Origin of the sequence: Kitasatospora sp. NPDC088861, assembly GCF_044750105.1 — a bacterium.
Classification (GTDB): domain Bacteria; phylum Actinomycetota; class Actinomycetes; order Streptomycetales; family Streptomycetaceae; genus Kitasatospora.
In genome coordinates this window covers 163,932-187,776 of record NZ_JBIVJF010000015.1, presented here as the reverse complement: position 1 = coordinate 187,776, position 23,845 = coordinate 163,932, and the positions used below count along the sequence as shown (strand labels likewise).

Here is a 23,845-nt window from a genome sequence, read left to right as displayed (position 1 = left end):
AGCTTCCTGGGCCCCTGCGGCTTCCGGTCCCCTCGGATCTCGAAGTCCATCGCACACCTTGAGCTCGGGTGTTGCGACGACCGCTAGAACCCAAGCGGGGGCGGGCCGGGGGTTTCGAGCGCTTCGAGGGTTTCGAGGGTTTCGAGGGTTTCGGCGAGCCACTGCACCCAGAAGGCCTCCAGCCCGATGCCCGCCCGCAGCACGGCGTGCTGGAGGCGGTTCTCCCCGGCCGTCGCCTCGGCCGGGAAGTCGTGCCGCTCGATCTCCCGGTAGTCGTCCAACTGCGCGCGGTGCAGCGCCAGGTGCCGCCGCACCTCGGCCGCCAGGCCGTCCGTGCCGACCACCGCGGCGGCGCGCAGCCGTAGCAGCAGCGGTTCGCGGACGGCGCGCGGCTCGGCGCCCTCGGCCGTCCAGCGGGCGAGTTCGGCACGGCCCTCGGGCAGGACCTCGTACTCCTTCTTCTGCCCGCGGACGGGGCCGGACGGCGGGAGGGCCCGGATCTGCCCGGAGGCCTCCAGCCGGCCCAGTTCGCGGTAGATCTGCTGGTGGGTGGCGGGCCAGAAGAAGCCGATCGACTTGTCGAAGCGCCGGGTCAGCTCCAGCCCCGAGGACGGTTTCTCCAGCAGGGCGGTGAGGATGGCGTGCGGCAGCGACATGCCGTCGATCCTAGGGCGTGCCCAAGGCGTGCCCAGGTCCTGTCCGGCCGAACAGGACCCAGCGCGCAAGGAAGGGTCAGATCGCGGCGGCCAGTTCGGTGCCCTGCTTGATGGCCCGCTTGGCGTCGAGTTCGGCGGCGACGTCGGCGCCGCCGATCAGGTGGGCCTCCAGGCCGCGCTCGCACAGCGCCTCGTAGAGGTCGCGGCGCGGCTCCTGGCCGGTGCAGAGCACCACGGTGTCCACGGGCAGCAGTTGGCGCTCGCCGTCGACGGTGAAGTGCAGGCCGGCGTCATCGATCAGGTCGTACGTCGCCCCGGCGACCATGGTGACGCCGCGGTGCCGGAGTTCGGTGCGGTGGATCCAGCCGGTGGTCTTGCCGAGCCCGGCACCGACCTTGCTGGTCTTGCGCTGGAGCAGGTGGACGGCGCGCGGCGGTGCGGGCCGCTCGGGGCGGCGCAGTCCGCCGCGCTCGCGGTACTCCGGGTCGATGCCCCACTTGGCCTGGAACACGGCCGGGTCGAGGCTGGCCGCGTCACCCGGGTCGGTGAGGAAGCCTGCCACGTCGAAGCCGATGCCGCCCGCGCCGAGGATGGCGACCCGCTCGCCGACGGGGGCGCCGTCGCGCAGGACGTCGAGGTAGCCGACGACGCTGGGGTGGTCAACTCCCGGCAGGTCGCCGGGGGTTCGCGGGGTGACGCCGGTGGCGAGGACGAGTTCGTCGAAGTTCTCGGCGGCGAGCCGGTCGGCGGTGGCGGTGGTGCCGAGGCGCTGGGTGACGGCCAACTCGGCGAGCCGGGTGCGGTAGTAGCGCAGCGTCTCGTCGAACTCCTCCTTGCCGGGCACGAGCCGGGCGGTGTTCAGCTGCCCGCCGATCGCCGCGGCGGCGTCGAACAGGGTGACGTCGTGGCCGCGTTCGGCGGCGGAGACGGCGAAGGCGAGCCCGGCCGGGCCGGCTCCGACGACGCCGATGCGCTTGCGCGACCTGGTGGGTGTGAGCACGAGTTCGGTCTCGTGGCAGGCGCGCGGGTTGACCAGGCAGGAGGTGATCAGGCCGCTGAAGGTGTGGTCGAGGCAGGCCTGGTTGCAGCCGATGCAGGTGTTGATGGCGTCGGCGCGGCCGTCCTCCGCCTTGGCGACGAAGTCGGCGTCGGCGAGCAGCGGGCGGGCCAGCGAGACCAGGTCGGCGCAGCCGTCGGCGAGCAACTGCTCGGCGATTTCCGGTGTGTTGATGCGGTTGGTGGTGACCAGCGGGATGCCGACGGTGCCCATCACCTTCCTGGTCGCCCAGGCGAAGGCGCCGCGCGGCACGGAGGTGGCGATGGTGGGGATGCGGGCCTCGTGCCAGCCGATGCCGGTGTTGATGATGGTCGCCCCGGCGGCCTCGACGGCCTGGGCGAGGCGGACGACCTCGTCGAGGGTGGAGCCGCCGGGCACCAGGTCGAGCATGGAGAGGCGGTAGACGATGATGAAGTCCTCGCCGACCCGCTCGCGGACCCGGCGGACGATCTCCACCGGGAAGCGCATCCGGCGCTCGTACGGGCCGCCCCATTCGTCCTCGCGCCGGTTGGTGGCCGCGACGACGAACTCGTTGATCAGGTAGCCCTCGGAGCCCATGATCTCGACGCCGTCGTACCCGGCGCGGCGGGCGAGTTCGGCGCAGCGGACGAAGTCCTGGATGGTCTGCTCGACCTGTGCGGCGGTGAGCTCGTGCGGGACGAAGGGACTGATCGGGGCCTGGAGGGCGCTGGGGGCGACCAGGTCGCGGTGGTAGGCGTAGCGGCCGAAGTGCAGGATCTGCAGGGCGATCTTCCCGCCGGCGGCGTGCACGGCGTCGGTGACGACGCGGTGGCGGTCGGCTTCGGCCCCGGTGGTGAGCATCGCGCCGCCCTCCCAGGGGCGCCCGGCCTCGTTGGGGGCGATGCCGCCGGTGACGATGAGGCCGACGCCGCCGCGGGCCCGCTCGGCGTAGAACTCGGCCATCCGCCGGTAGCCGTCGGGGGCCTCCTCCAGGCCGACGTGCATGGAGCCCATGACGACGCGGTTGGGCAGGGTGGTGAAGCCGAGGTCGAGCGGGCTGAGCAGGTGCGGGTAGCGGCTGCTGCCGGGGGTGGTGCTCATCGACGCGCTCATCGACGTCTCCTGGGGGCGGCGGGGGTCGGTGTTACCGCAGAGTAGGGGACGGCGGCTCGATGTGCAACTAGTTGCATAAGGGGGCCGCGGGTCGAGGCCTCGCGCTCTGCCGGTTCCCACCAACTCGCGGACATGATCCGCGTATTGTCAGATCGGTAGTGTGGGCAGCTGGGAGAGGACCGCCATGCGGGATAGCTCGATAGCCGTGATCGGCGGCAGCATCGCCGGAAGCGCCTTCGCCGGGGCCGCCGCCCGGCTGGGAGCGGACCGGATCGTGGTCCTGGAACGCAGCGAGGGCCAGTTGGAGGACCGCGGCGTCGGGATCTGCATCAACGACGACCGCTTCGACGAACTGGTCCACGCCGGCCACCTCCACGACGGCGTCCGCCGCCACCGCCTCACCGTCCGCCGCTGGGTCACCCGGGAGACGGCCGAGGACCGCGGCGGCGACGGACCGGACGGGCGCGGGCGGGTGCTCTGGAACCAGCCGATGCCGTTCCACTCCCACCACTGGGCCGTCCTCTGGCAGGCCCTGCGCGAACGCACCCCCGACCGGGTCGAGTTCCGGCAAGGCCACACCGTCACCGCGGCCGGCACCGACCAGGACGGCGCCTGGACGGCCGGCCCCGACGGCACCCGCGAACCGTACGACCTGGTGATCGGCGCCGACGGCTACCGCTCGGTGGTCCGCGCGGCGGTCTGCCCGCAGGCCCGACCCGCATACGCCGGGTACGTGTGCTGGCGCGGCAGCTACGACGCCGCACTGCTGGCGGAGCTGCCCGGCGGGGCCGCGGCCTGGCCGGAGGACGAGTGCGCCACCGTCTGCTACCCCGGCGGCCAGGTCGTGATCTACCGCATCCCCGGGCTCACCCCCGGCACCACCCAGGTGAACTGGGTCTTCTACGCGCCCACCCCCGCCTGGCTGCGCCTCGACGGCCCGACCAGCATCCCGGCGGGCACCCTCACCGACGGGCGGCTGGACGACCTGCGCCAGCTCGCCGAACGGCACCTGCCGCCGTACTGGGCCGCCCTGGTCACCCTCACCCCGCGCGAGCGGACCTTCCTCCAGCCCGTCTACGACCTGGAGACCCCGCGCCGCACGGCCGGCCGGCTGCTCCTCGGCGGGGACGCGGCCACCGTCGTCCGCCCGCACAACACCAGCGGCGCGGTGAAGGCCTTGCAGGACGCGCACGCCTTCGAGCAGGCCGGGCGGGCCGCCGCCACGGACGGCGGGTCCTGGCCGGCCCTGCTGGCCGCGTACGACCAGGAGCGGGGCGTGGTCGGGCGGGAGCTGGTGGAACTGGGCCGACGGCTCGGCCGGGAGCAGGTCGCCGCCGCACCGGACTGGTCGGCCATGGACGGACCGGGGATGGACGCCTGGTGGCGCCGTCAGCTCACCGGCAGCGGGGGTTTCGGCGGCCACGCCCTCGGGCGTCCCGAGTGAGCGTGGGCCGCAAAGGCCGGTGGCCGCCGAAACCCCGTCAGATCACCTGCCGCGATCCACCTGCCGCGATCAGACGTTGACGCCGTAGTCGGTCGCGATGCCGCGCAGACCGGAGGCGTAACCCTGCCCTATCGCGCGGAACTTCCACTCCGCGCCGTTGCGGTACAGCTCACCGAAGACCATCGCGGTCTCCGTGGACGCGTCCTCGCTGAGGTCGTAGCGGGCGATCTCCTGGCCGTTGGCCTGGTTCAGCACCCGGATGAACGCGTTGCGGACCTGCCCGAAGTTCTGCAGCCGGGCGTCGGCGTCGTAGATCGACACCGGGAAGACCACCTTCGCCACGTCGGCCGGCACCCGCGCCAGGTCGACCTTGATCTGCTCGTCGTCGCCGTCGCCGCCACCGGTCAGGTTGTCGCCGCTGTGCTCGACCGAACCGTCGGGGCTGCGCAGGTTGTTGAAGAAGACGAAGTGCTGGTCCGAGACCACCTTGCCGAGCGCGTTGCAGAGCAGCGCACTGGCGTCCAGGTCGTAGTCGGCGCCCGTGGTGGTGCGCACGTCCCAGCCGAGACCCACGATCACGGCGCTCAGACCGGGCGCCTCCTTGCTCAGCGAGACGTTGCCGCCCTTGGCCAGTGAAACTCCCACAATGCCCTCCTCGATCTCTCCCTGCGGACGAATCTACAACACTGTAGAGATCACGGGAATCCACCTGCGGTCGGGCCCCACCCCGGGGATTTCTCAGGGGTTCCACCGGGAACCACCCATCACCCCGGCCCGCACCGCCCCCACGCCGCCGCGCAGGCGGGGGTTGGAAGACACGCCCTAGACTGGCGGTGGATCCCCTGGTCCGCCCCGACCGGCGGCCCCCGCGCGGGAGGTTCCCCATGCGCCAGCGGTACAGCTTCCACTTCGACCAGGCCGGGCACTCGGTCACCGTCAACGTCCGCTCCGGCTGGATCACCGAGACCGAGTTGCTGGTGGACGGCAAGGAGTGCGCCTTCCACCGCGTCCACGGGCACGGCGTCTACCCGCTGACGCTCGCCGCCCAGCTCGCCGAGGAGCCGCCGCTGCCGCTCTCGGTGCGGCTGGACCGCACGGGCGCGGCCGAGCACCCGTACTCCTGCGTCCTGGAGGTCGCGGGAGCCGAGCACCCGATGCCGGAGCGCGCGGCGCGCTGAGCCCTCCGCCCGCCCGCTACAGGCGCTGCGCCACGATCTCCTCGATCGCTTTCCGGGCCCGCTCGGCGTCCTCGGCGACCAGGCCGATCCTGGTCCGGCGGTCGAGCACGTCGGCGACGTCCAACGCGCCCTCGTGCGTGACGGCGTAGGCGACCTCGGCACGCGTCACGTCCAGGCCTTCCGCGATCGGCGTCAACTCCCCGGCGGCCACCACCTCCTGGGACGATCCGCCGTGGCGGGCGAGCAGCGAGCCGGGCACGGCGCCCGCCGGGAGCGGGCGGCTGTCCCGGTGGGCCGGGGCGCCGACCAGCGGCAGGCGGGCCGTCCAGCAGGCCCGGGCCGGCAGGCCGCGCAGCCGCACGGCGGCGTCCACCGCGTCCTCGGCCATCCGCCGGTAGGTGGTGAGCTTGCCGCCGACCACCGTGACCAGCCCGGACGGCGACTCCAGCACCGCGTGCTCCCGGGAGATGTCGGCGGTGCTGCCGCCCCCGGTGTCGATCAGCGGCCGCAGCCCCGCGTACGCGCCGCATACGTCCGCCCTGGTCAGCGCGGTGCTCAGGGCGGCGTTGACGGTGTCGAGCAGGAAGGCGAGCTCCCCCTCGGCGGGCTGCGGCTCGTCCGGGATCGGACCGGGCGCGTCCTCGTCGGTCAGCCCGATCGCCACCCGGCCGAGCTGCTGGGGCAGCGCGAAGACGAAGCGGCTGGTCGAACCGGGCACCGGCACGGTGAGCGCCGCGGTCGGGTGGCCGAGCGCGGCGGCGTCCACCAGGAGGTGGGTGCCCCGGCTGGGGCGCAGCCTGATCGACGGGTCCACCTCGCCCGCCCAGACGCCGGTGGCGTTGACCACCGCGCCGGCTTCGACGGTCAGCGACTGCCCGGTGACGGTGTCGGTGAGCCGGGCGCAGCTGCCGGTCACGGACTCCGCCCGCACCCTGGTCAGCACGGTGGCGCCGTACTGCGCCGCGGTTCGCGCCAGCGCCACCACCAGCCGGGCGTCGTCGACGAGTTGGCCGTCGTGCGCGACCAGCGCGCCGGACAGCCCGGCGGTCCGCACGCCCGGCACCAGCTGCCGCGTCCGCGCGGCGCCGATCCGGCGCACCCGGGGCAGCAGCGCGCCCGGCGTCCCGGCGCCGATCCGCAGCGCGTCCCCGGCGTGGAAGCCCACCCGGATCAGCGAGGCCTGCCCGGGGCGCAGCAACCCCGGGAGCAGCGGCACCAGTTGGGGCAGCGCGCGGATCAGGTGCGGGGCGGTGCGGGTCATCAGCACGCCGCGCTCGATCGCGCTCTCCCGGGCCACCCCGATCCGCCCGGAGGCGAGGTAGCGCAGGCCGCCGTGCACCAGCTTGGAGCTCCAGCGGCTGGTGCCGAACGCCAGGTCGCGGGACTCGACCAGCACCGTGCGCAGCCCGCGCGAGGCGGCGTCCAGGGCCACCCCGGCACCGGTGACGCCGCCGCCGATCACCAGCAGGTCGACCCGCGGGCGGTCCCCCAGCGCTTCGAGTTCCGCCTGGCGTCGGCCGGCGTCGAGTCGGCTGGAGCCGGCGAAGGGAGCGGCGGAGTGAGCGGCGGAGGATCCGGCGGGCGTCGAGGTCATGGCGCGAGGTATCCGTTCAGTGCTCTGGTCAGTTCGCGCCGCCAGGCGGCCTCCGACAGCAGGGAGGCGACCATGCGGTGCGACTGGACGGTGGACTGGGCGATCAGCAGGACCATGGCGGCCAGTTCGACCGGCTCCCCGGCCCGGATCGAACCGTGCGCCTGCCCCTGCTCGATGCCGGCCCGCAGCGCCTCCAGCAGGCCGCGCTGGCTGGTGCCGAGCCGCTCGACGACGTACTCCAGCAGCAGGTCGGAGTCGGAGGAGCGCAGCAGCGCGCCGAGCACCGGGTGGTCCCGCAGCCGGACGGCCACCTCGACGACCCCGTCGACGAAGGCCTCCCGGCCGATCGGAGCGCCGTCGCCCCCGAGGGTCAGGGCGACGCCCTCCCGGGTGGCCCGGATCTCCCGGGTGAGCAGGGCGCCGATCACCGCCCGGACGTCCGGCCAGCGCCGGTAGACGGTCGGCCGGCTGACCCCGGCGCGGCGGGCGATCTCCGCCAACTGCGTTCGGCGCACGCCGAGATGGACGATCAGGTCGGCGGCGGCGTCCAGGATCGCGTCGTCGGTGCTGCGCGCGGGACTGCCAGGGGACTCGGCGTTACTACTTGACATGATGTGTGAAACTGTAACGCATGGCACCTGAGACGCAAGCGGGACCGGCCGGCGCCGCGCTGCCGCTCCCCCCGATGAAGTGGGACGCCTGGGGCGACCCGGCCCTCGCCAAGGAGCTGTCCGCGGACATCAAGGGGCTGCTCGCCGCCGCCCTCGGCGTCACCGGCGACGCCGCCCCCGGACCGGCCGCCGACGAGGTCCTCCTGCACCCCTCGCGGATCACCGCCGACGACCTCAAGGCCCTCGCCGCCGCCGTCGGAGAGACCAACGTCAGCGCCGCCGACGCCGACCGGCTCCCCCGCGCCGGCGGCAAGTCCACCCCCGACCTGCTGCGCCGCCGCAGCCGCGCCCCCCAGGACGCGCCCGACGCCGTCGTGCTGCCCGGCGACGAGCAGGAGATCGCCGCCGTCCTCGCGCTCTGCGCCGAACGCCGCATCGCCGTCGTCCCGTTCGGCGGCGGCACCAGCGTCGTCGGCGGCCTCGACCCCGAACGCGGCGGCCTCACCGCCGTCATCTCGCTCGACCTGCGCCGCCTCGACCGGCTCCACGACCTCGACGAGACCTCCGGCGAGGCCGTCCTCGGCGCCGGCCTCACCGGCCCCGCCGCCGAGGCCCTGCTCGCCGAGCGCGGCTACGAACTCGGCCACTACCCGCAGAGCTTCCGCTACGCCACCCTCGGCGGCTTCGCCGCCACCCGTTCCTCCGGCCAGGACTCGGCCGGCCACGGGCGCTTCGACGAGATGGTCCGCGGCCTTCGCGTCGTCACCCCCGCCGGGGTGCTCGACCTCGGCCGCGCCCCCGCCTCCGCCGCCGGCCCCGACCTGCGCGAACTCTTCCTCGGCTCCGAAGGCACCCTCGGCGTCATCACCGCCGTCCGGCTCCGCGTCCACCCGCTGCCCGCCGTCAAGGCCTACGAGGCCTGGAGCCTGCCCGACTTCGCCACCGGCAGTGCCGCCCTGCGCGCCGTCGAGCAGGCCGGCACCGGCCCCACCGTCATCCGGCTCTCCGACGAGGCCGAGACGATGGTCAACCTCGCCATGACCGAGCAGATCGGCGGCGCCCCCGCCGTCACCGGCTGCCTCGCCGTCACCGTCTTCGAAGGCACCGCCGAACAGGTCGCCACCCGCCACCGGCTCACCCGCGACACCCTGCTCGCCGCCGGCGCCACCTCCCTCGGCGAAGCCCCCGCCCGGGCCTGGGAACACGGCCGCTTCAACGCCCCCTACCTGCGGGACTCCCTGCTCAGCGCCGGCGCCCTCTGCGAAACCCTGGAGACTGCGGCCAGTTGGAGCCGGCTCCCGCGGCTGCGGACCGCCGTCACCGAGGCCCTCACCGCCGCCCTGCCCGGCGCCCTCGTCCTCTGCCACGTCTCGCACGTCTACCCGACCGGCGCCTCGCTCTACTTCACCGTCGTCGCCGCCCTCGGCGAGGACCCGCTCACCCGGTGGGCCGCCGCCAAGCGCGCCGCCGGCGACGCCATCGTCACCGCCGGCGGCACCATCACCCACCACCACGCCGTCGGCGCCGACCACCGGCCCTGGATGAGCGACGAGATCGGCGAGCTCGGCGTGCGCATCCTGCGCGCCGTCAAGGCCGAACTGGACCCGGCGGGCATCCTCAACCCCGGCAAGCTGATCCCGTGACCGGCGGTCCGCGAGCCATCAGGCGAGTGGCCGTCCTCAGCAACCCGGCGGCGGGCGCCGGCCACGCCGCGCCCGCCGCCCACCGGGCCGTCGCCCGTCTGCACGCCCTCGGCCTCCACGTCGACCGGCACGCCGGCCGCGACCCCGAGGACGCCGTCCGCCTCGCCCGCCGGGCCGTGGCGGACGGCGTCGACGCCGTCGTGGCCGTCGGCGGCGACGGCATGGTCAACCTCGCGCTCCAGGCCGTCGCCGGCACCGCCGTCCCGCTCGGCGTGATACCCGCCGGCACCGGCAACGACCACGCCCGCGCGTACGGCCTCCCGCTCGCCGCCCCCGAAGCCGCCGCCGACGTCGTCGCCGCCGGACGCACCAGGACCGTCGACCTCGGCCTGGTCACCGCCGCCGACGGCACCACCCGCTGGTACGGCTCCGTCCTCGCCACCGGCTTCGACTCGCTGGTCAGCGACCGCGCCAACCGCCTGCGCTGGCCCCGCGGCCGGATGCGCTACAACCTGGCCATCCTCGCGGAGTTCGCCAACCTGCGCCCGCTGCCCTTCCGCATCACCCTCGCCGACGGCACCGTCATCGAACGCGACCTCACCCTGGCCGCCGTCGGCAACACCCGCAGCTACGGCGGCGGCATGCTCATCTGCCCCGACGCCCTCCCCGACGACGGGCTCCTCGACCTCACCCTCGTCGCCGCCATGCCCCGTCTGCGCATCGCCCGCTTCTTCCCCACCCTCTTCAAGGGCACCCACACCGCCCACCCCGAAGTCACCACCCACCGCACCGCATCCCTGCGGATCGACTCCCCCGCCATCACCGCCTACGCCGACGGCGAGTTCATCGCGGCCCTCCCCGTCGACGTGAGCGCCGCGCCCGGCGCCCTCCACCTCCTGGTGCCGTGACCCACCCGCCTCCCCGCCGGAGCCACGGGCCTCACCCGGCCAGGCGGCGGCGCCAGAGGAGGGGGCGGATCTCCATCGCGCGGGAGGGGTCGGCGTTCCAACGGGCGGGCAGGCCGGCGTCGGTGAGCGCGGCGGCCACCTCGTGGCCGATGGCGGTGGTGGTCAGCGGGGAGGCGTCGAAGCCGCCGTAGCGGAGGGTGAGGCCGTGGCCGGCGGCGGCGGAGTCGGTGGCCTGGGTGTGGAAGTAGACGTAGCCGCGGGCGTCCGGTGCCCCGGCGGCGGCGATCTCGGCGTCGCCGCAGGAACCGCAGCAGCTGAAGTGCTCCCGGGCGGTGATGCCGGCCTCCTCCAGGGCGGCGAAGGCCCGGGTGAGGCGTTCCGGGTCGGTCTCGCCGATCCAGCCGGTCTGCTCGCCGACGCGCTCCAGCCAGAGCCGGTCGGCCAGTTGCTCGGCCTGGTCGCGGGAGAGCGGGCGGTGGTCGCCGGAGACCAGGTGGTCCTCGGCGAGTTCGGCGAGCTCGGCGCGGGTGGTGTAGCCGCCGGCCAGGGTGAGGCGCAGCCGGTCGTGCAACTGCCGCAGGTCGTCGGCGGGCACGTCGAGCGGCGGGGCGGGCTCCGGCTGCGGGCCCAGGTCGAGCGGCTGCCAGTCCAGGCCGTCGCCCCAGCCCGGCTCGTGCTGCGCCCAGCCCGTCATCGCGGCGATGACCGCCTCGGGACCGTCGGTGCGCACCTCGAAGTGCCGGGCGGCGGAGCCGTCGCGGTGTTCGAGCGTGTACTCGCCGCCTTCGGCGTGCCACACCTGGATGAAGACGTCCGGCAGGTCCGGTATCCGCTGGGCGACCAGGAAGCGGTCGCCCTTCGCGCCGATCCGCCGCACCAGCCGCGCCAACTCGGCCGCCTCCACCCGGAGGTGGCGCGTCCCGCCGTTCTCCTGCACCCCGATCGCCAGCATGTGGATCACCCAACCACACGCCACTGACAACGGCGCCGAGCCCCGGGACGCGCCCGCCGTCGGCCCGTTCTCGGCCCGCCGTCAGCCCGCCCGCTGCTCGCGGCGGAGGCGGAACAGCACGTTGGGACGCAGCGGGCCCTCGGGGGCGGTCGGGTCATCGAAGTCGTCGGCGGGGTCGGACGTCATGCCGAGGCGGCGCATGACGGCCTGCGAGCGGTGGTTGGTCGCGGTGGTGACGGCGAGGATCTCGGGGAGGCCGAGAGTGTCGAAGCCGTGGGCGAGGACGGTGCGGGCCGCCTCGGTGGCGTAGCCGTGGCCCCAGGCGGCGCGGGCGAGGCGCCAGCCGATCTCGACGCCGGTGAAGGACAGGCCCTCGTCGACCTCGTCGAGGCCCGCCAGGCCGACGAACTCGCCGGTGGCGCGCACCTCGACGGCCAGCCAGCCGTATCCGCGCGCCGCGCTCTCGGCCTCGAAGCGCGCCACCGAGGCGTCGCACTGCTCGCGGGTGAGGACGTCCCCAAGGTGCTCGCGGACTTCGGGGTCGGCGTTCATCGCGGCCCAGGGTGCGAGGTCGGTGTCCCGCCAGGGGCGCAGGAGAAGGCGGTCGGTGCGCAGTTCGGTCATGCGGGCCAGCCAACGCCGACCGCGCCCGCCGGGGCAACCCGTTTTCCGCACCCCCCACCCCGCACCCCCGTACCCCCGGCCCCGGAGCGCACCCGCCGGGAGGCGCGCCGTGCTCAGACGCCCGGGGTCGCGACGATCCGGCCGGCGTCGATCGCGGCGAGCAGTTCGGCGTGGTCGAGCGCCGTCTGGTCGGCGTACCGGACGGAGAAGTCGGCGATCGCCTCGGCGAAGGCGTCCGCGCCGCCCAGGTAGCCGGCGATGGCGAGGCGGTCGCCGGTGCGCGCGTGGGCGCGGGCGAGGGTGCGGCCGCACAGGTCGGCGTAGGCGCGCAGGCCGGACGGGGTGAGGTCGGCGACCTCGACCGAGCCCTTCATGTCGCGCAGTTGGCGGCCGTAGAAGTGGCGCCCGGCGGGGCCGGTGGTCCAGCCGAGGAAGATGTCGCTGGCGGCCTGCATGAGGTGCTGGCCGGTGACGACGCGGCGCCCGCCGTGGTGGACGGAGACCTCGGCGTCGACCCGGGTGGGCGGCAGGTGGTCCTCCAGGACGGACCGTCCGGCCTCCTTGAGCTGGAGGAACAGCGGGTCCCGGGTGTCCCGGCCCTCCAGCAGGACGATGTAGCAGCGGGTGCCGACGCTGCCGACACCGACGACCTTCATCGCCGCGTCGACGAAGCGGTAGCGGTCGAGGAGGACGCGACGGTCCTCGGCGAGGGTGGCCCGGTAGTCACTGAACACCTTGCCGATGTCGAGCAGTTCGTTCTTCTTCAGCGGTTCGATGAGCGGTGGCGCGCTGATGATGCGCCGCTGCCCGTCGCGTTCCTCGGTGAGCTTGCCGAAGGCGTGCAGGCTGGTGCGGCGGCGGGCCTGGGCGAGGTCGGCCTCGGTCTGCTTGCGCTGCCGGGGTTTGCGGAGCGGCGCCAGCAGGTCGCCCGCGTCGATCCGGGAGTACCAGACCTCGAGTTCGCCGAGCCCGGCGAGGCGGCGCATGGCGGTGGCGTAGCCCTGGACGGCGGTGCGGGCGGCGCGGTGGGCGCGGTCCTCGTCCTGTCCGTGGTCGCGGGCGGCGACGGCGATGCTGGCGGCCAGCCGTTTGACGTCCCACTCGAAGGGGCCGGGGTGGGTCTCGTCGAAGTCGTTGACGTCGAAGAGCAGGGCGCGTTCCGGCGAGGCGAACAGACCGAAGTTCACCAGGTGGGCGTCGCCGCACAGTTGGACGGTGAGGCCGGTGTCGGGGACGGCGCCGAGGTCGGCGGCCATGACGGCGGCGGCGCCGCGCAGGTAGGCGAAGGGGGTGTCGGCCATCCGCCCGTAGCGGATCGGCAGCAGCCGGGCGACCCGGTCCTCGCCCTGGCGCACCAGTACCTTGACCGGGTCGGGCCGGTCGGCGGCGGGGATCCACCGCCCGTGGGCGGAGCGGGAGACGCGGTCGCGGGCGGCCCGGCCGTGCCGGCGGCGTTCGGCGGGGGTGGTCATGCGCGGCGGCTCCTCGGTCGGCGGGACAGCGGGACAGCGGGTCGGCGGGAGGACGAAACGGCGGGCGGCGGGCGGGGTACGTCTCCCCGCGACGCTAGGCCACGAGTGCCGGAGCGCGCACCGCGCGCCCTCCGACACTCGGCCGACCGGATGAAGCCGACCGGATGAAACCCCCAGGCCCCCGCTCACTGCACGGTGAAGTCCGCCATCATCGCCATGTCCTCGTGCTCCAGGTTGTGGCAGTGCATCATGTACGTCCCCCGGTAGTCGGTGAAGCGCACCAGGACCTCGACCGCCTCGGCCGGACGCAGGTCGACGGTGTCCTTCCAGCCGCCGTCGTACGGGCCCGGGTCGCGACCGTTGCGGCTGAGCACCTGGAACTGGTTGAGGTGGACGTGGACGGGGTGGTGCAGGTCGGAGGTGAAGCGCCACCGCTCGGTGCTGCCGAGGGCGGGCCGGGCGAGGTCGTGGCCGGGCCGGTACAGGTCGCCGTTGATGGTCCAGCCGTAGCTGCCGCTGCGCCGGAAGATGAACTTGCGGGTGACGTCGACGGCGGAGGCGTCCAGTTCCTCGATCGTGGACAGCTTGTCGGGCACGGTCGAGTCGTCGCTGACCTTCTTGCCGGAGACGTCGAAGCGCATCACCTCCGCCGTGCGCCCGCTGCCGAAGAGGTTGAGCAGCCGCACCGAGGTGCCCGGGGCGTAGCGGGAGAAGTCGACGACGATGTCGAAGCGCTCGGCCGGGGCGATCTCCAGCACGTCGTGGGCAACCGGGGCGGCGAGCAGGCCGCCGTCGGAGCCGATCTGGACGAGGGCGTCGCCGCCGGAGGGCTGCGGGTCGAGCCGGAGCCGGTAGGGGCGGGCGTTGGAGGCGTTGAGCAGGCGCAGCCGGTAGCGGGCGCGGTCGACGTCGAGGCGGGGCCAGGGGGCGCCGTTGACGAGGATGACGTCGCCGAGGACGCCGTTCATGTAGTCGTCGGTGACGCCGGGCGAGGCGAGGTCCTCGTCCAGGGCGGGGTAGCGGAAGGAGCCGTCCCCGGCGAAGGAGCGGTCGGCGAGCATCAGCGGGAGGTCGCGGTCGCCGCGCGGCAGCGGCAGGGCGCTCTCCTCGTCGTCGTGGACGAGGTGGAAGCCGGCCAGGCCGCGCCAGACGCCGGGGCCGGTGAAGCCCATCCGGTGGTCGTGGTACCAGAGGGTGGCGGCACGCTGCTTGCCCGGGTAGGTGTGGGTGCGCTCGCCCTCCGCGGTGCGCCCCGCCTCGTGGCCCATCCCCTGCATGCCGGGCATGTCGGACATCCCCGGCATGCCCGGCGCCCCCCGGCCCGCGCCGGAGGAGCCGACCGGCAGCAGCAGGTCGACGGGGTAGCCGTCGCTGTCGGCCGGGGTGTGGCCGCCGTGCAGGTGGACCACGGACGGCACCGGCAGCTCGTTGCGGTGCTTGACCACCGCCGCCCGGCCGGACCGGGTGACCACCGTCGGCCCGGGGAAGGTGCCGCCGTACGTCCAGGCCTCGGTCCTGACGCCGGGCAGGATCTCCAGCTCGGCGACCCGTTGGGTGATCTCGTAGTAGTCGGCCGTCGCGTCGGTGCGCACCGGCTGGAGCACCGTGGGCACCGGCAGCGGGACCTGGAACGGCTCGGGCAGGTCGAGGCCGCTGCTGAGCAGCCGGCCGGGGTGGCCCTCGGCGAACAGCCGGGCGGCGGCGGGGCCCGCGACGGCGGCCAGCGCGCCCGCGCCGAGGACGGAGGCGCCGACGCCCAGGAACCGGCGACGGTTCACTTGGACACCTCCAGCGGCCCGCCGGGGCGCGGCAGGCGTCCGCTGCCGTCCGGCTCGGGCAGGTGGTCCGCGCGGGCGGGCAGCGGCAGCCGCCAGGCGCCGACCAGCCCGAACAGGACCCCGCTGACCAGCAGCACCCCGAGGGTGACGTGCACGCTGATCGACCGCGCGTAGCCGGCTGCCATCTGGCCGACGACGGCGACGGTCAGCACGGCGGTGGTCCACAGCGGCCAGAGCGGGCCGCGGCCGGGCCGGCGCACCAGCGCGGCCACCACCAGTTGGCCGAGGACCACGGTGGCCAGCGTCATCGCGTTGCCCTCGTGGTCCTTGAGGGACTCGTAGGTGCCGTTGAGGAAGCTGCCGGCCAGCATGACCTGGAGCAGGGCCAGGACCGCCAGGGTGGTCGCGGTGGTGCGCAGCAGGATCAGCGGCCAGCGGGGCGCGGCGGCCGCGGGAGGACTGCTCATGTCGGGCTACTCTCTGCTTCGGCGGGTCGGGCGGGACGGGCGGGGCGGGCGAGAGCGTAGCTGATCCGACATCACGATCAGCTCCAATAAAGGGGTTTGGAGTTTCCCGGCTACCCCATTGCGCCTACTCGGCCCGGCTTTTGTCACCCGTACGAGCGAGGCTCTGGTGTGCCCGTCCAGCGATCCTCGAGCAGGTGCCGCGCATGCTCGAAGGGCCCCGTCCGGCGGTACCGGACGGGGCCCTTCGAGCATGCGCGGGCCTCCGCTACTGCCGGGCGGCGCCCAGTGCCACCGGGCGGGTGCGCAGCAGGGCCCGGGCGGGCAACCCGGTCGCGCCGAGGCAGAGCAGGACGGCTCCGGCGGCCAGCGGCAGGGCGAGCGCCGGCGGGATGTACGGGGAGGAGTTGGCGACGCCCCGGGCGATCGGGACGAGGGCGACCCAGGCGATCCCCCCGCCGATCACCAGGCCGGTCGCGGCGACCAGCAGCGCCTCCCAGCGCATCATGCCGCGCACCTGGCGCCGGGTGGTGCCGGCCAGCCGGAGCAGGGCGACCTCGCGGCGCCGGTCGAGGACGGTCATCACCAGGGTGTTGACGGCGGTGACGGCGGCGAACCCGCCGAGCACGCCGGCCATCACGGTGTTGGCCCAGGCGTTCAGCTCCATCATCTTGTCGGACTGGGCGACGAATCCGGCCCGGTCGGTCACGGTCGCCCCGCCGGGGCCCGCGAGGCCCGCCAGCGCGGCCGCCACCGCCGCGCGGTCGGCGCCCGGCGCGTCGGCGACCAGCACCTGGCTGTCGTACCCGGCGGTGACGTGCCCGGCGACGACCGCCCGGGGCAGCAGCACCTGGCCGAAGCCGAGCCCGCGGTCGTAGACGGCGACCACGGCGGGCTGCACCGGGGTGCCGTCGCCGAGCCGCAGCGGCACCCGGTCGCCGACCTTGACGTCCAGGGCGTCGGCCAGCGTGGCGTCCAGGGCGACGGTGTCGGCGGCGCGGCCCAGGTCGGCGAGCGAACCGCTGCGCACGCCCAGGTCGAGCACCCGGGACAGCCGGGCCGGGTCGCCGTCGACGCCGAGCGCGGTGGCGGAGCCGAGCTGCATGTCGTGGGTGTACACGGCGGCGGTGCGCAGCACGCCGACCGCGGCGTCCACACCGGGCACCTTGGCGGCCCGCCCGGCGGTGCCCGCGGGCAGGCCGGGGCCGGTGAAGCCGATCACGTGGTCGGCGACGATGCCGTCCCGCACGTTCGCGCCGGTGGTGTGGCTGATGGTGCTCTGGAGGAACAACAGGGTGCCGCAGAAGGCGGTGACCAGCACGATCGGGGTGATCGCGGAGGCCAGCCGGCGGGCGTTGGCGCGGGTGTTGTCGGCGGCCAGCGAGCCGGGGGCGCCGCCGGCCCGCAGCGGGGCGCCGAACACCGTGGCGGCGACCCGCGCCACCCAGGGGCCGAGCAGCGCGACGGCCAGCATGAAGCACATGACCACGCCGAGCGCGGTGTTGGCGGCGTTGATGCCGTCCAGGGCGGCCGCGAAGGCGGCGGCCACCACGCCGCCGGCGGCGAAGAGCAGCCCGATGACGGTCCGGACCTTGCCGGGGTGGCCCGGTTCGACGGCGGCCGCGCCGAGCGCCTGACCGGGGCGCAGTTTGGCGGGGCGGCGGGCGGCCAGGAAGCCGGCGGTCAGCGCGGCGAGGGTGCAGATGAGGACGGCGGCGAGCATCGGCAGCGGGCCGACGTCCAGCCGCACGCCCTGCGGCACGGCGCCGCGCGAGGTCAGTTCGTCGAACCACCAGCGGGCCAGGGCCAGTCCGGGCAGGATGCCGAGCGCCCCGGCGACCGGCGCGACCAGCATCGCCTCGGTGGCGATGGTGCGGCGGATCTGCCGCGGGGTGGCGCCGATGGCGCGCAGCAGGGCGAACTCGCGGGCGCGCTGGCCGGTGGCCAGGGCGACGGTGCTCATCACGACGAAGATCGCGGTCATGGTGGCGTAGCCGCCGAAGCTGCCGCCGAGCCCTATCAGCAGGGTGCGGGCCTCGCCGATGGCGGGCTGTTCGACGGTGCCGCGGCCGTCACCGGTGAAGACCTTGGCGCCGCCGCTCTCGGCCTTGGCCTCAAGGCCGAGGGCCGGGGTGCCGGCGGCCTTGGCGTCCGCGGCCCGGGTGTCCGCGGCCTTGGCACCGAGGGCCTGGGCGTCGAGGGCCTGGCGGACCTGCGCGACCAGCGCGGCGCGGTCCACGCCCTCGCGCGGCTGGACGGCGATCGCGTCGATCCGGCCGGGGTGGCCGGAGAGGCGGTCGGCGGTGGCGTCGGCGAACCAGGCGGTGGGGCCGGCCGGTTGGGCGGCGGCCAGGCCGGAGATCCGGTAGTCGCCGGTGCCGCCGGGGGCGGTGAGGGTGAGCTTCGCGCCGGGCGCGAGGTGGGCGGCGCGCGCCGTGTCGGCGTCCAGTACCACCTCGTCGGCGCCGGGCGCACGGCCCTCGACCAGCTGGTCGGCCGGGCCGGCGATGCCGAGCGCGGCGAAGCCCCGGCCGGTCAGGGCGGGGGTGCCGGCGCCGGCCGGCAGCGGGAAGGCGCTGTCCGGGCGGGCGGCGGCGACCCCGGGCAGTGCGGCGATCCGGCCCACCAGGGCGACGTCCGTCCGGGCCCGCTCGGGGGTGGTCAGCTCCCTGGTCTCGTTGTCGCGGCCGACCTTGGCGGTGATCCGCACCATCGGATCGGCCGCGACCACCACCGGGGCACCCGCGTACCGCTGCGGTGCGACGCTCGCGGTCAGGCCGGTCTGCAGCAGCACGCCGCAGGCCACCACCACGGCGGCGCCCAGCAGCAGGGCGACCAGGGTGCCCACGAAGGAGGCGGGTCGAAAGCGCACCGAGGCGCGCGCCAGTCCGTTGCTCATGCCCCTGCCCCGTTCCACTCGTCGATCGGTCCACGCCGCCCGTTCATGCCGCGACCCCCACCGGGCGGGCGGTGAGCGAGACCATCCGGTCGGCGACGGCCTGCGCCTGCGGGTGGTGCAGCTCGTCGACGAGCGCGCCGCCGGCCAGGAACAGCGCCCGGTCGGCGAACGAGGCCGCCACCGGGTCGTGGGTCACCATGACCACCGTCGCGCCCAGGTCGTCCACGGCGCGCCGCAGCAGGCCCAGCACCTCGTGCGCGGTGCGGGTGTCCAGCGCGCCGGTCGGCTCGTCGGCGAACACCACGTCCGGGTCGGTGATCAGCGCGCGGGCGATCGCCACCCGCTGCTGCTGGCCGCCGGAGAGCTGGCCGGGCCGCCGCTTGGCGTGCTCACCGAGGCCGACCTGGGCCAGCAGCTCCCGGGCCCGGGCGCGGTCCTGGCGCTCGCCGGCCAGCCGCTGCGGGAGCAGCACGTTCTGCTCCACCGTCAGCGAGGGCAGCAGGTTGAAGGACTGGAAGACGAAGCCGATCCGGCTGCGGCGCAGCTTGGTGAGCCGGTCCTCGCTCAGCCGGGTGATGTCCTCGCCGCCGAGGCGGATCTCCCCCTGGTCGGGCTTGTCCAGGCCCGCCGCGCACTGCAGGAAGGTCGACTTGCCGGAGCCGGACGGGCCCATCACGGCGGTGAAGCTGCCCCGGGCCAGCGCCAGGTCGATCCCTCGCAGCGCGTGCACGGTCTCGCCGCCGCGGCCGTAGGTGCGGCGCACCCCGCGCAGCTCGATCGCCGGACGGGCGCCCTGCTCGGGGTACGGGCCGCCGCCGTACGCCCCCGTCGCGTACGGGCCGGCGGCGTACGGTCCGGCGGCGTACGGCTCGGTCGATGGGCGGTCGTGGCGGCGTGCCATGGGTGGGCCTTCCCTCGGGGATCGTCGGTGGTCGTCGACGGGTTCCACGCTAGAAAAGGCCAGGCCGGCGGACCATGGAGGCCGCTGGCGGACCGGGGGTGGGGATATCCCCACCCCCCTCCGGGGGGCTGCGGGCCCGCGCCGGGCGGGCTCACACCGGGTCGGCGGTGATCTCCCCGTAGGCGGTGGCGAGTTCGGCGAGCACGGGGTGCGCCGGGTCGAAGGCCGTACCGTCGACCGCTGCCAGCGGCCGGACGCCGACGCCCGCGTTCGCCGCGAACGCCGCCGTGAAGCGGCCCAGCCCGGACGCGTCCACCCGCTCGCGCGACTGCGGCCCGCCGTACGCGTCGGCCAGCAGCGCGGCGGTCACCCCGGGCAGGCTCGGGCCGTCCGGCCAGACCAGTCGGCGGCCGTCGAGGAAGCCGACGTTCCAGGTGGCGCCCTCGACCACCCCGCCGCCGTCCGGATCCACCAGCAGGACGTCGTCGTAGCCGTCGAGTTGGGCCCGCCTGCGGTGGTGGACCAGGCCGAACAGGCCGACGTGCTTCACCTCCGGCAGCTCCCGCCGGTACCCGACCGTGCGCACCCGCAGCGGGCCCGGCGCCGCTGCCGCCGCCGGGCGGGTGGTCGGCAGCAGCCGGGGCACCGCCGGGGCGCCGGGGCGTTCCAGGCCGAGCTCCGGGTCGTACACCGTCACCCGGACGATCACCGGCGCGCCGTCGGCGGGCAGCACCGCGCGGATCCGCTCCCGCACCGCCTCCCGGTCCAACTCGGCGGCGAACAGCACCCGGCAGTCCCGGACCAGCCGGTCCAGGTGCAGCGCCAGGCCCCGGACCCGGCCCGCCTCGGCGCGCAGGGTGGTGAAGTGCCCGTAGTTCAGCAGCCCCAGTGCGGCCAGCCGCGCCGGGTCGGCCGGCGCGCCGTCGATCTCGATCTCAGCCATCCCCCGAGTCTGCCAGCCCCGGCGCCGCCGCCACCGGGGCCTCCGCTCTCAGCGCCGGTGCCGGGGGCGGGGTCGGGGTCGGGGTTTCAGACGCCGCCACCGCCGGGCGGTACGGACTGACCACCTGGCGGCCCGCCGCCAGGGCCAGCTGCTCGAAGTGCTCGATCTTGTAGGCCAGCCCCTCCGGCTCCCCGGCGTCCGACCACCGCCACGCCTCCGCCCACCACTGCGGGCCGCGCACCAGCGGCCGGCCCGCGAGCGCCAGGTGCAGCGCCAGCGTCGAACGCGCGTACTCGTGCACCCAGCCGTCGGCCGCCCGATAGTCGGGCGTCTCGTCCAGCCGCAGCCAGCGGCCCTCGCAGCCGGCAGCGAGCATCGGCACCCAGCCCCACCCCCGGTCCGCGACCAGCAGGTGCAGCCAGCCTCCCTCCTCGCACACCCGGTACGGCGGGAGCTGCGGCATCCGGGCCAGGGCCAGCGAACGCTTCCAGCCGACCACCCAGAGGCCGCGGCGCAGGTAGTAGCGGACGGCGTGCTGCCAGGCCCAGTGCGCCTCCAGCCGGAAGCCGGGCAGGCCCTCCGCGGCGGACGCCGCGTACACCTCGTCCAGCGCCCCGGCGGCCAGCCCCCGGCCACGCGCCTCCGGGATCAAGTAGAGGGAGGAGACGGCGAGTTGGCCGGGTCCCTTGGTCCAGTTGTCCACCGCCACCGTGCCGGCCGCGGCTCCGTCCTCGTCCAGCACCCAGTAGCGGCGCCGGTACAGCTCGCCGCCGGGCCACTCCCGGCCGCTCTCCCCCAGCCGCTCGCGCCACCGGCGCTCGGCCTCCGGCGTCAGCTCGTCCGGGGCCACCAGCTCCCCCAGCTCACCTTCCACCAGGGACGCCAAGTCCCAGAGGGCGAACCGCCGTTCGTCCCCCTCGGCGACCGCCCGCAGCCGCGGCCCCGCCGCCAGCCGGTCCTGCGCCCGCTCCACTGCCGCATCCCACGACCTCACCACGCCGACACGATAGCGGGAGCGCGGGCACTTTCCGTAATCCGACGAACACCGAACGTCAGATCGGATGCGAAGGTCGCCGGGCGACGGCCCCGACGGATGGTAGGGGAAACCCGACCAGAGGACTCGACCTGACCGTGATGACCAGGCTGACCTGCGACGATGCAATGAACGGGTGATGAATCGGCACGACTCCCCAGACCGGCGACACGCCGCCGCGTGGTGCGGCGGATGGCTCCTCGCGGCCGGATGGGCCGGGGCCTTCCCGCTGCTCTCCGACCTCGGCCCGCACCGCACCTGGGGCACCTGCGCCGCCGTCGGCTACCTGCTGGCGGCGCTCGCCGCCCTCCTGCCGACGCGCCGGGGCCGGCCGCTGTCCATCGCCCTCGCACTCACCGGGGCCGTCGCCGTGCCGCTGCTCGCCCTCGTGCTGACCAGCCGGGGGCAGAGCGAGGTCGGGGTGATCGAACGCTCCGGGGCCCTGCTGCTGCACACCGGAACGCCGTACCTCGCCGAGCCCCGGACGGTGGCCGAGTACACCCCGTACCTGCCCGGAATGGCGATCCTCGGACTCCCCCGGGCCCTGCTCGACGGACTGCCGCTCGGCGGCCTGTCACTCGACGGCCTGTCACTCGGCGGTCTGCCGCTCGCCCGGGTGGCGGGCGACGCACGGCTCTGGTGCGCGGCCGCGTTCCTCGCCTGCCTGCTGCGCTCCGCGCCCGCCGGGCGGCGGACCGCCCTCCCCACGCCGACCACCCCACCCCTCGGCCCGCGGACCGCCCTCGCCGCACTGACCGCCTCGCCCGTCGTCGCGCTGCCGCTCTGCGTCAGCGGCGTCGACCTGCCGATGACCGGCCTCTGCTGGCTCGCCCTCACCCTCGCCGCCCGACGGCGCCCCGCCCCCGCCGGACTGGCCCTCGCCGCCGCCTTCTCGCTCAAGTGGACGGCCTGGCCGGCCGTCGCCGTGGTCACCGCGCTGCTCGCCGCCACCGCCGGACGGCGCCCCGCCCTGCGCGCCGCCGCCGTCGCGGTGGGCGGCACGGCCCTGCTCGTCCTGCCCGGCGCCCTGCGCTCGCCCGGGCCGATGCTCCACCAGGTGTTCGCCTTCCCCACCGGCCGCGGCGACCTGCCCACCCCCGCCGCCAGCCCGCTGCCCGGACGGCTGCTCGCCGACCTCGGCCCGCCCGGCTGGTACGCGGCCGTCGGCCTGCTGCTGCTCGCCGCAGCCGCCCTCGCGGCCTCCCTGCCCACCCACCCGCCCCGGCACGCGGCGGACGCCGCCGACCGGCTCGCCCTCGGGCTCGCCCTGGCCTTCCTGCTCGCCCCCGCCGGGCGGTTCGGCTACCTCGCGCTGCCGGTCCTCCTCGTCCTGCTCGCCCGGGTCCTCCCGCCGGCCCTCCCCGTCTCCCCCGCTCCGAGCCCCTCCCCGACGCCTTCTCCGATCCCTTCCCCGGCCGCTTCTCCGACACCGAACCGAGGTCCCACCCGCCCATGGGCAGCACACTCATCGTCACCAACGACTTCCCGCCCCGCCAAGGCGGCATCGAAACCTTCGTCCACGCCCTGGCCACCCGGCTGCCCCACTCCGACGTCGTGGTCTACACCTCCGCCGAACCGGGCGCCGATCGGCACGACGCCGCTCTCCCCTTCCCGGTGATCCGCGACCGAGCCCGCACCCTGCTGCCCACCGCCCGGGCCACCCGCCGCGCCGCCGAGATCGCCCGCGCCCACGGCTGCGACCGGGTCTGGTTCGGCGCCGCCGCCCCGCTCGCCGCGATGACCCCAGGCCTGCTCCGCCAGGCCGACGGCATCCGCCGCACCGTCGCCACCACCCACGGCCACGAGATCTGGTGGGCCCGCACCCCCGGCGCCCGCCGCCTGCTGCGCCGGATAGGCCGCAGCGTCGACGTCGTCACCTACCTCGGCGAGTACACCCGCGCCCGGATCGCCCCCGCCCTCGGCCCGGACGCCCGGCTGGCGCGCCTCGTCCCCGGCGTGGACCCGGACCGCTTCCGGCCCGGTGCCGAGGGCGCCCGGCGGGCCCGCACCGGGCCGGTGATCCTCTGCGTCGCCCGGCTCGTCCCGCGCAAGGGGCAGGACGTCCTGATCCGGGCCCTGCCGGCGATCCGCCGGGCCGTCCCCGGCGCCGTCCTCGTCCTCGTCGGCCAGGGCCCGTACGAGGACCGTCTGCGCGCGCTCGCCCACCGGTGCACCGAGCCCGGCAGCGTCGAATTCGCCGGCGGTCTCGACCACGCGGCCACCGCCGCCCACTACGCCGAGGCCGACGTCTTCGCCATGCCGTGCCGCACCCGCCGGGCCGGCCTCGAAGCCGAAGGCCTCGGCATCGTCTACCTCGAAGCGGCCGCCGCCGCCCTGCCCGTCGTCGCCGGCCGCTCCGGCGGCGCCCCCGACACCGTCCTCGACGGCGTCACCGGCACCGTCGTCGACGGGCGCGACCCGGCCGACGTGGCCGCCGCCCTCACCCGCCTCCTCCTCGCCCCGCCGGCGGACCGCGCCCGGATGGGCGCCGCCGGCCGCGACTGGGCCGCCACCCACTGGTCCTGGACCGCCTCCGCCCACCGCCTCGCCCACCTGCTCGACCCCACCCGGTCCGTCACCGGCGCTCCCGCCGAGCTCCCCTGACACTTTCGGA

The 23,845-nt window shown here is 75.4% G+C and carries 20 protein-coding genes; 6 read left to right on the top strand and 14 right to left on the bottom strand.

Annotated elements, in window-relative coordinates; all coding sequences use genetic code 11:
* Window positions 1-83 precede the first annotated feature (83 nt).
* A complete protein-coding gene (locus tag ACIP37_RS24305) occupies window positions 84-656 on the bottom strand; it encodes a PadR family transcriptional regulator (protein WP_400810001.1) in 573 nt (190 codons plus the stop codon).
* Window positions 657-732: 76 nt separating this feature from the next.
* Window positions 733-2,787 carry an FAD-dependent oxidoreductase gene (locus ACIP37_RS24300; RefSeq protein WP_400810003.1) on the bottom strand — a complete coding sequence of 685 codons (2,055 nt, stop codon included), beginning with the start codon at window positions 2,785-2,787 and terminating at the stop codon, window positions 733-735.
* Window positions 2,788-2,971: 184 nt separating this feature from the next.
* Between ACIP37_RS24300 and ACIP37_RS24295 the strand changes: the two genes are divergently transcribed.
* On the top strand, window positions 2,972-4,231 hold the full coding sequence (locus tag ACIP37_RS24295) for an FAD-dependent monooxygenase (protein ID WP_400810004.1): 1,260 nt from the start codon (window positions 2,972-2,974) through the stop codon (window positions 4,229-4,231).
* Window positions 4,232-4,300: 69 nt separating this feature from the next.
* Here ACIP37_RS24295 and ACIP37_RS24290 read toward each other — a convergent pair whose 3' ends face one another.
* Complete coding sequence (locus ACIP37_RS24290; RefSeq protein WP_350883073.1) at window positions 4,301-4,876, bottom strand: TerD family protein; 576 nt, start codon at window positions 4,874-4,876, stop codon at window positions 4,301-4,303.
* A gap of 239 nt (window positions 4,877-5,115) precedes the next feature.
* Between ACIP37_RS24290 and ACIP37_RS24285 the strand changes: the two genes are divergently transcribed.
* Window positions 5,116-5,409, top strand: a complete 294-nt coding sequence (locus ACIP37_RS24285) for a hypothetical protein (RefSeq protein WP_063349769.1) — start codon at window positions 5,116-5,118, stop codon at window positions 5,407-5,409.
* A 16-nt stretch (window positions 5,410-5,425) separates the two neighbouring features.
* Here the strand turns inward: ACIP37_RS24285 and ACIP37_RS24280 are convergent, their stop codons facing one another.
* Both ACIP37_RS24280 and ACIP37_RS24275 read right to left on the bottom strand, forming a co-directional pair.
* The gene (locus tag ACIP37_RS24280) at window positions 5,426-7,003 is read right to left on the bottom strand and encodes a glycerol-3-phosphate dehydrogenase/oxidase (protein ID WP_400810007.1); all 1,578 of its coding nucleotides are present in this window, start codon (window positions 7,001-7,003) and stop codon (window positions 5,426-5,428) included.
* Window positions 7,000-7,614, bottom strand: coding sequence for a TetR/AcrR family transcriptional regulator (locus ACIP37_RS24275; RefSeq protein WP_363579644.1), 615 nt, complete (start codon window positions 7,612-7,614; stop codon window positions 7,000-7,002). The genes ACIP37_RS24280 and ACIP37_RS24275 overlap by 4 nt, the downstream gene beginning before the upstream one ends.
* A 20-nt stretch (window positions 7,615-7,634) precedes the next feature.
* Here ACIP37_RS24275 and ACIP37_RS24270 point away from each other — a divergent pair, with 20 nt between their 5' ends.
* Complete coding sequence (locus ACIP37_RS24270) at window positions 7,635-9,257, top strand: FAD-binding oxidoreductase (RefSeq protein ID WP_400810009.1); 1,623 nt, start codon at window positions 7,635-7,637, stop codon at window positions 9,255-9,257.
* Window positions 9,254-10,165, top strand: coding sequence for a diacylglycerol kinase (locus ACIP37_RS24265; protein ID WP_363579645.1), 912 nt, complete (start codon window positions 9,254-9,256; stop codon window positions 10,163-10,165). Before ACIP37_RS24270 ends, ACIP37_RS24265 begins: the two co-directional genes overlap by 4 nt.
* Before the next feature lie 31 nt (window positions 10,166-10,196).
* On the opposite strand, the gene ACIP37_RS24260 is transcribed toward ACIP37_RS24265, so the two are convergent.
* The 9 genes from ACIP37_RS24260 to ACIP37_RS24220 form a co-directional block, all read right to left on the bottom strand.
* A complete protein-coding gene (locus ACIP37_RS24260; RefSeq protein ID WP_400844480.1) occupies window positions 10,197-11,117 on the bottom strand; it encodes a DUF6891 domain-containing protein in 921 nt (306 codons plus the stop codon).
* A gap of 81 nt (window positions 11,118-11,198) precedes the next feature.
* A complete protein-coding gene (locus tag ACIP37_RS24255) occupies window positions 11,199-11,741 on the bottom strand; it encodes a GNAT family N-acetyltransferase (protein ID WP_363579646.1) in 543 nt (180 codons plus the stop codon).
* Between the two features lie 113 nt (window positions 11,742-11,854).
* Window positions 11,855-13,213: a DUF2252 domain-containing protein gene (locus ACIP37_RS24250; protein ID WP_363579647.1), complete on the bottom strand. Its 1,359-nt coding sequence runs from the start codon at window positions 13,211-13,213 to the stop codon at window positions 11,855-11,857.
* 185 nt (window positions 13,214-13,398) lie between these two features.
* The gene (locus ACIP37_RS24245; RefSeq protein ID WP_363632572.1) at window positions 13,399-14,991 is read right to left on the bottom strand and encodes a multicopper oxidase domain-containing protein; all 1,593 of its coding nucleotides are present in this window, start codon (window positions 14,989-14,991) and stop codon (window positions 13,399-13,401) included.
* Window positions 14,988-15,458, bottom strand: a complete 471-nt coding sequence (locus ACIP37_RS24240) for a hypothetical protein (protein WP_363579649.1) — start codon at window positions 15,456-15,458, stop codon at window positions 14,988-14,990. The genes ACIP37_RS24245 and ACIP37_RS24240 overlap by 4 nt, the downstream gene beginning before the upstream one ends.
* A gap of 265 nt (window positions 15,459-15,723) precedes the next feature.
* Complete coding sequence (locus ACIP37_RS24235) at window positions 15,724-18,354, bottom strand: FtsX-like permease family protein (RefSeq protein ID WP_400810017.1); 2,631 nt, start codon at window positions 18,352-18,354, stop codon at window positions 15,724-15,726.
* 43 nt (window positions 18,355-18,397) lie between these two features.
* On the bottom strand, window positions 18,398-19,255 hold the full coding sequence (locus tag ACIP37_RS24230) for an ABC transporter ATP-binding protein (RefSeq protein WP_363588284.1): 858 nt from the start codon (window positions 19,253-19,255) through the stop codon (window positions 18,398-18,400).
* Between the two features lie 151 nt (window positions 19,256-19,406).
* Window positions 19,407-20,198 carry an aminotransferase class IV gene (locus ACIP37_RS24225; protein ID WP_363588286.1) on the bottom strand — a complete coding sequence of 264 codons (792 nt, stop codon included), beginning with the start codon at window positions 20,196-20,198 and terminating at the stop codon, window positions 19,407-19,409.
* Entirely contained in the window at window positions 20,191-21,195 is a 1,005-nt protein-coding gene (locus ACIP37_RS24220) for a GNAT family N-acetyltransferase (RefSeq protein WP_400810020.1), read from the bottom strand. Before ACIP37_RS24220 ends, ACIP37_RS24225 begins: the two co-directional genes overlap by 8 nt.
* Window positions 21,196-21,370: 175 nt before the next feature.
* Between ACIP37_RS24220 and ACIP37_RS24215 the strand changes: the two genes are divergently transcribed.
* Both ACIP37_RS24215 and ACIP37_RS24210 read left to right on the top strand, forming a co-directional pair.
* Complete coding sequence (locus ACIP37_RS24215) at window positions 21,371-22,849, top strand: hypothetical protein (RefSeq protein ID WP_400810022.1); 1,479 nt, start codon at window positions 21,371-21,373, stop codon at window positions 22,847-22,849.
* The gene (locus ACIP37_RS24210; protein WP_400844477.1) at window positions 22,735-23,835 is read left to right on the top strand and encodes a glycosyltransferase family 4 protein; all 1,101 of its coding nucleotides are present in this window, start codon (window positions 22,735-22,737) and stop codon (window positions 23,833-23,835) included. The genes ACIP37_RS24215 and ACIP37_RS24210 overlap by 115 nt, the downstream gene beginning before the upstream one ends.
* The last annotated feature ends 10 nt before the right edge of the window (window positions 23,836-23,845 follow it).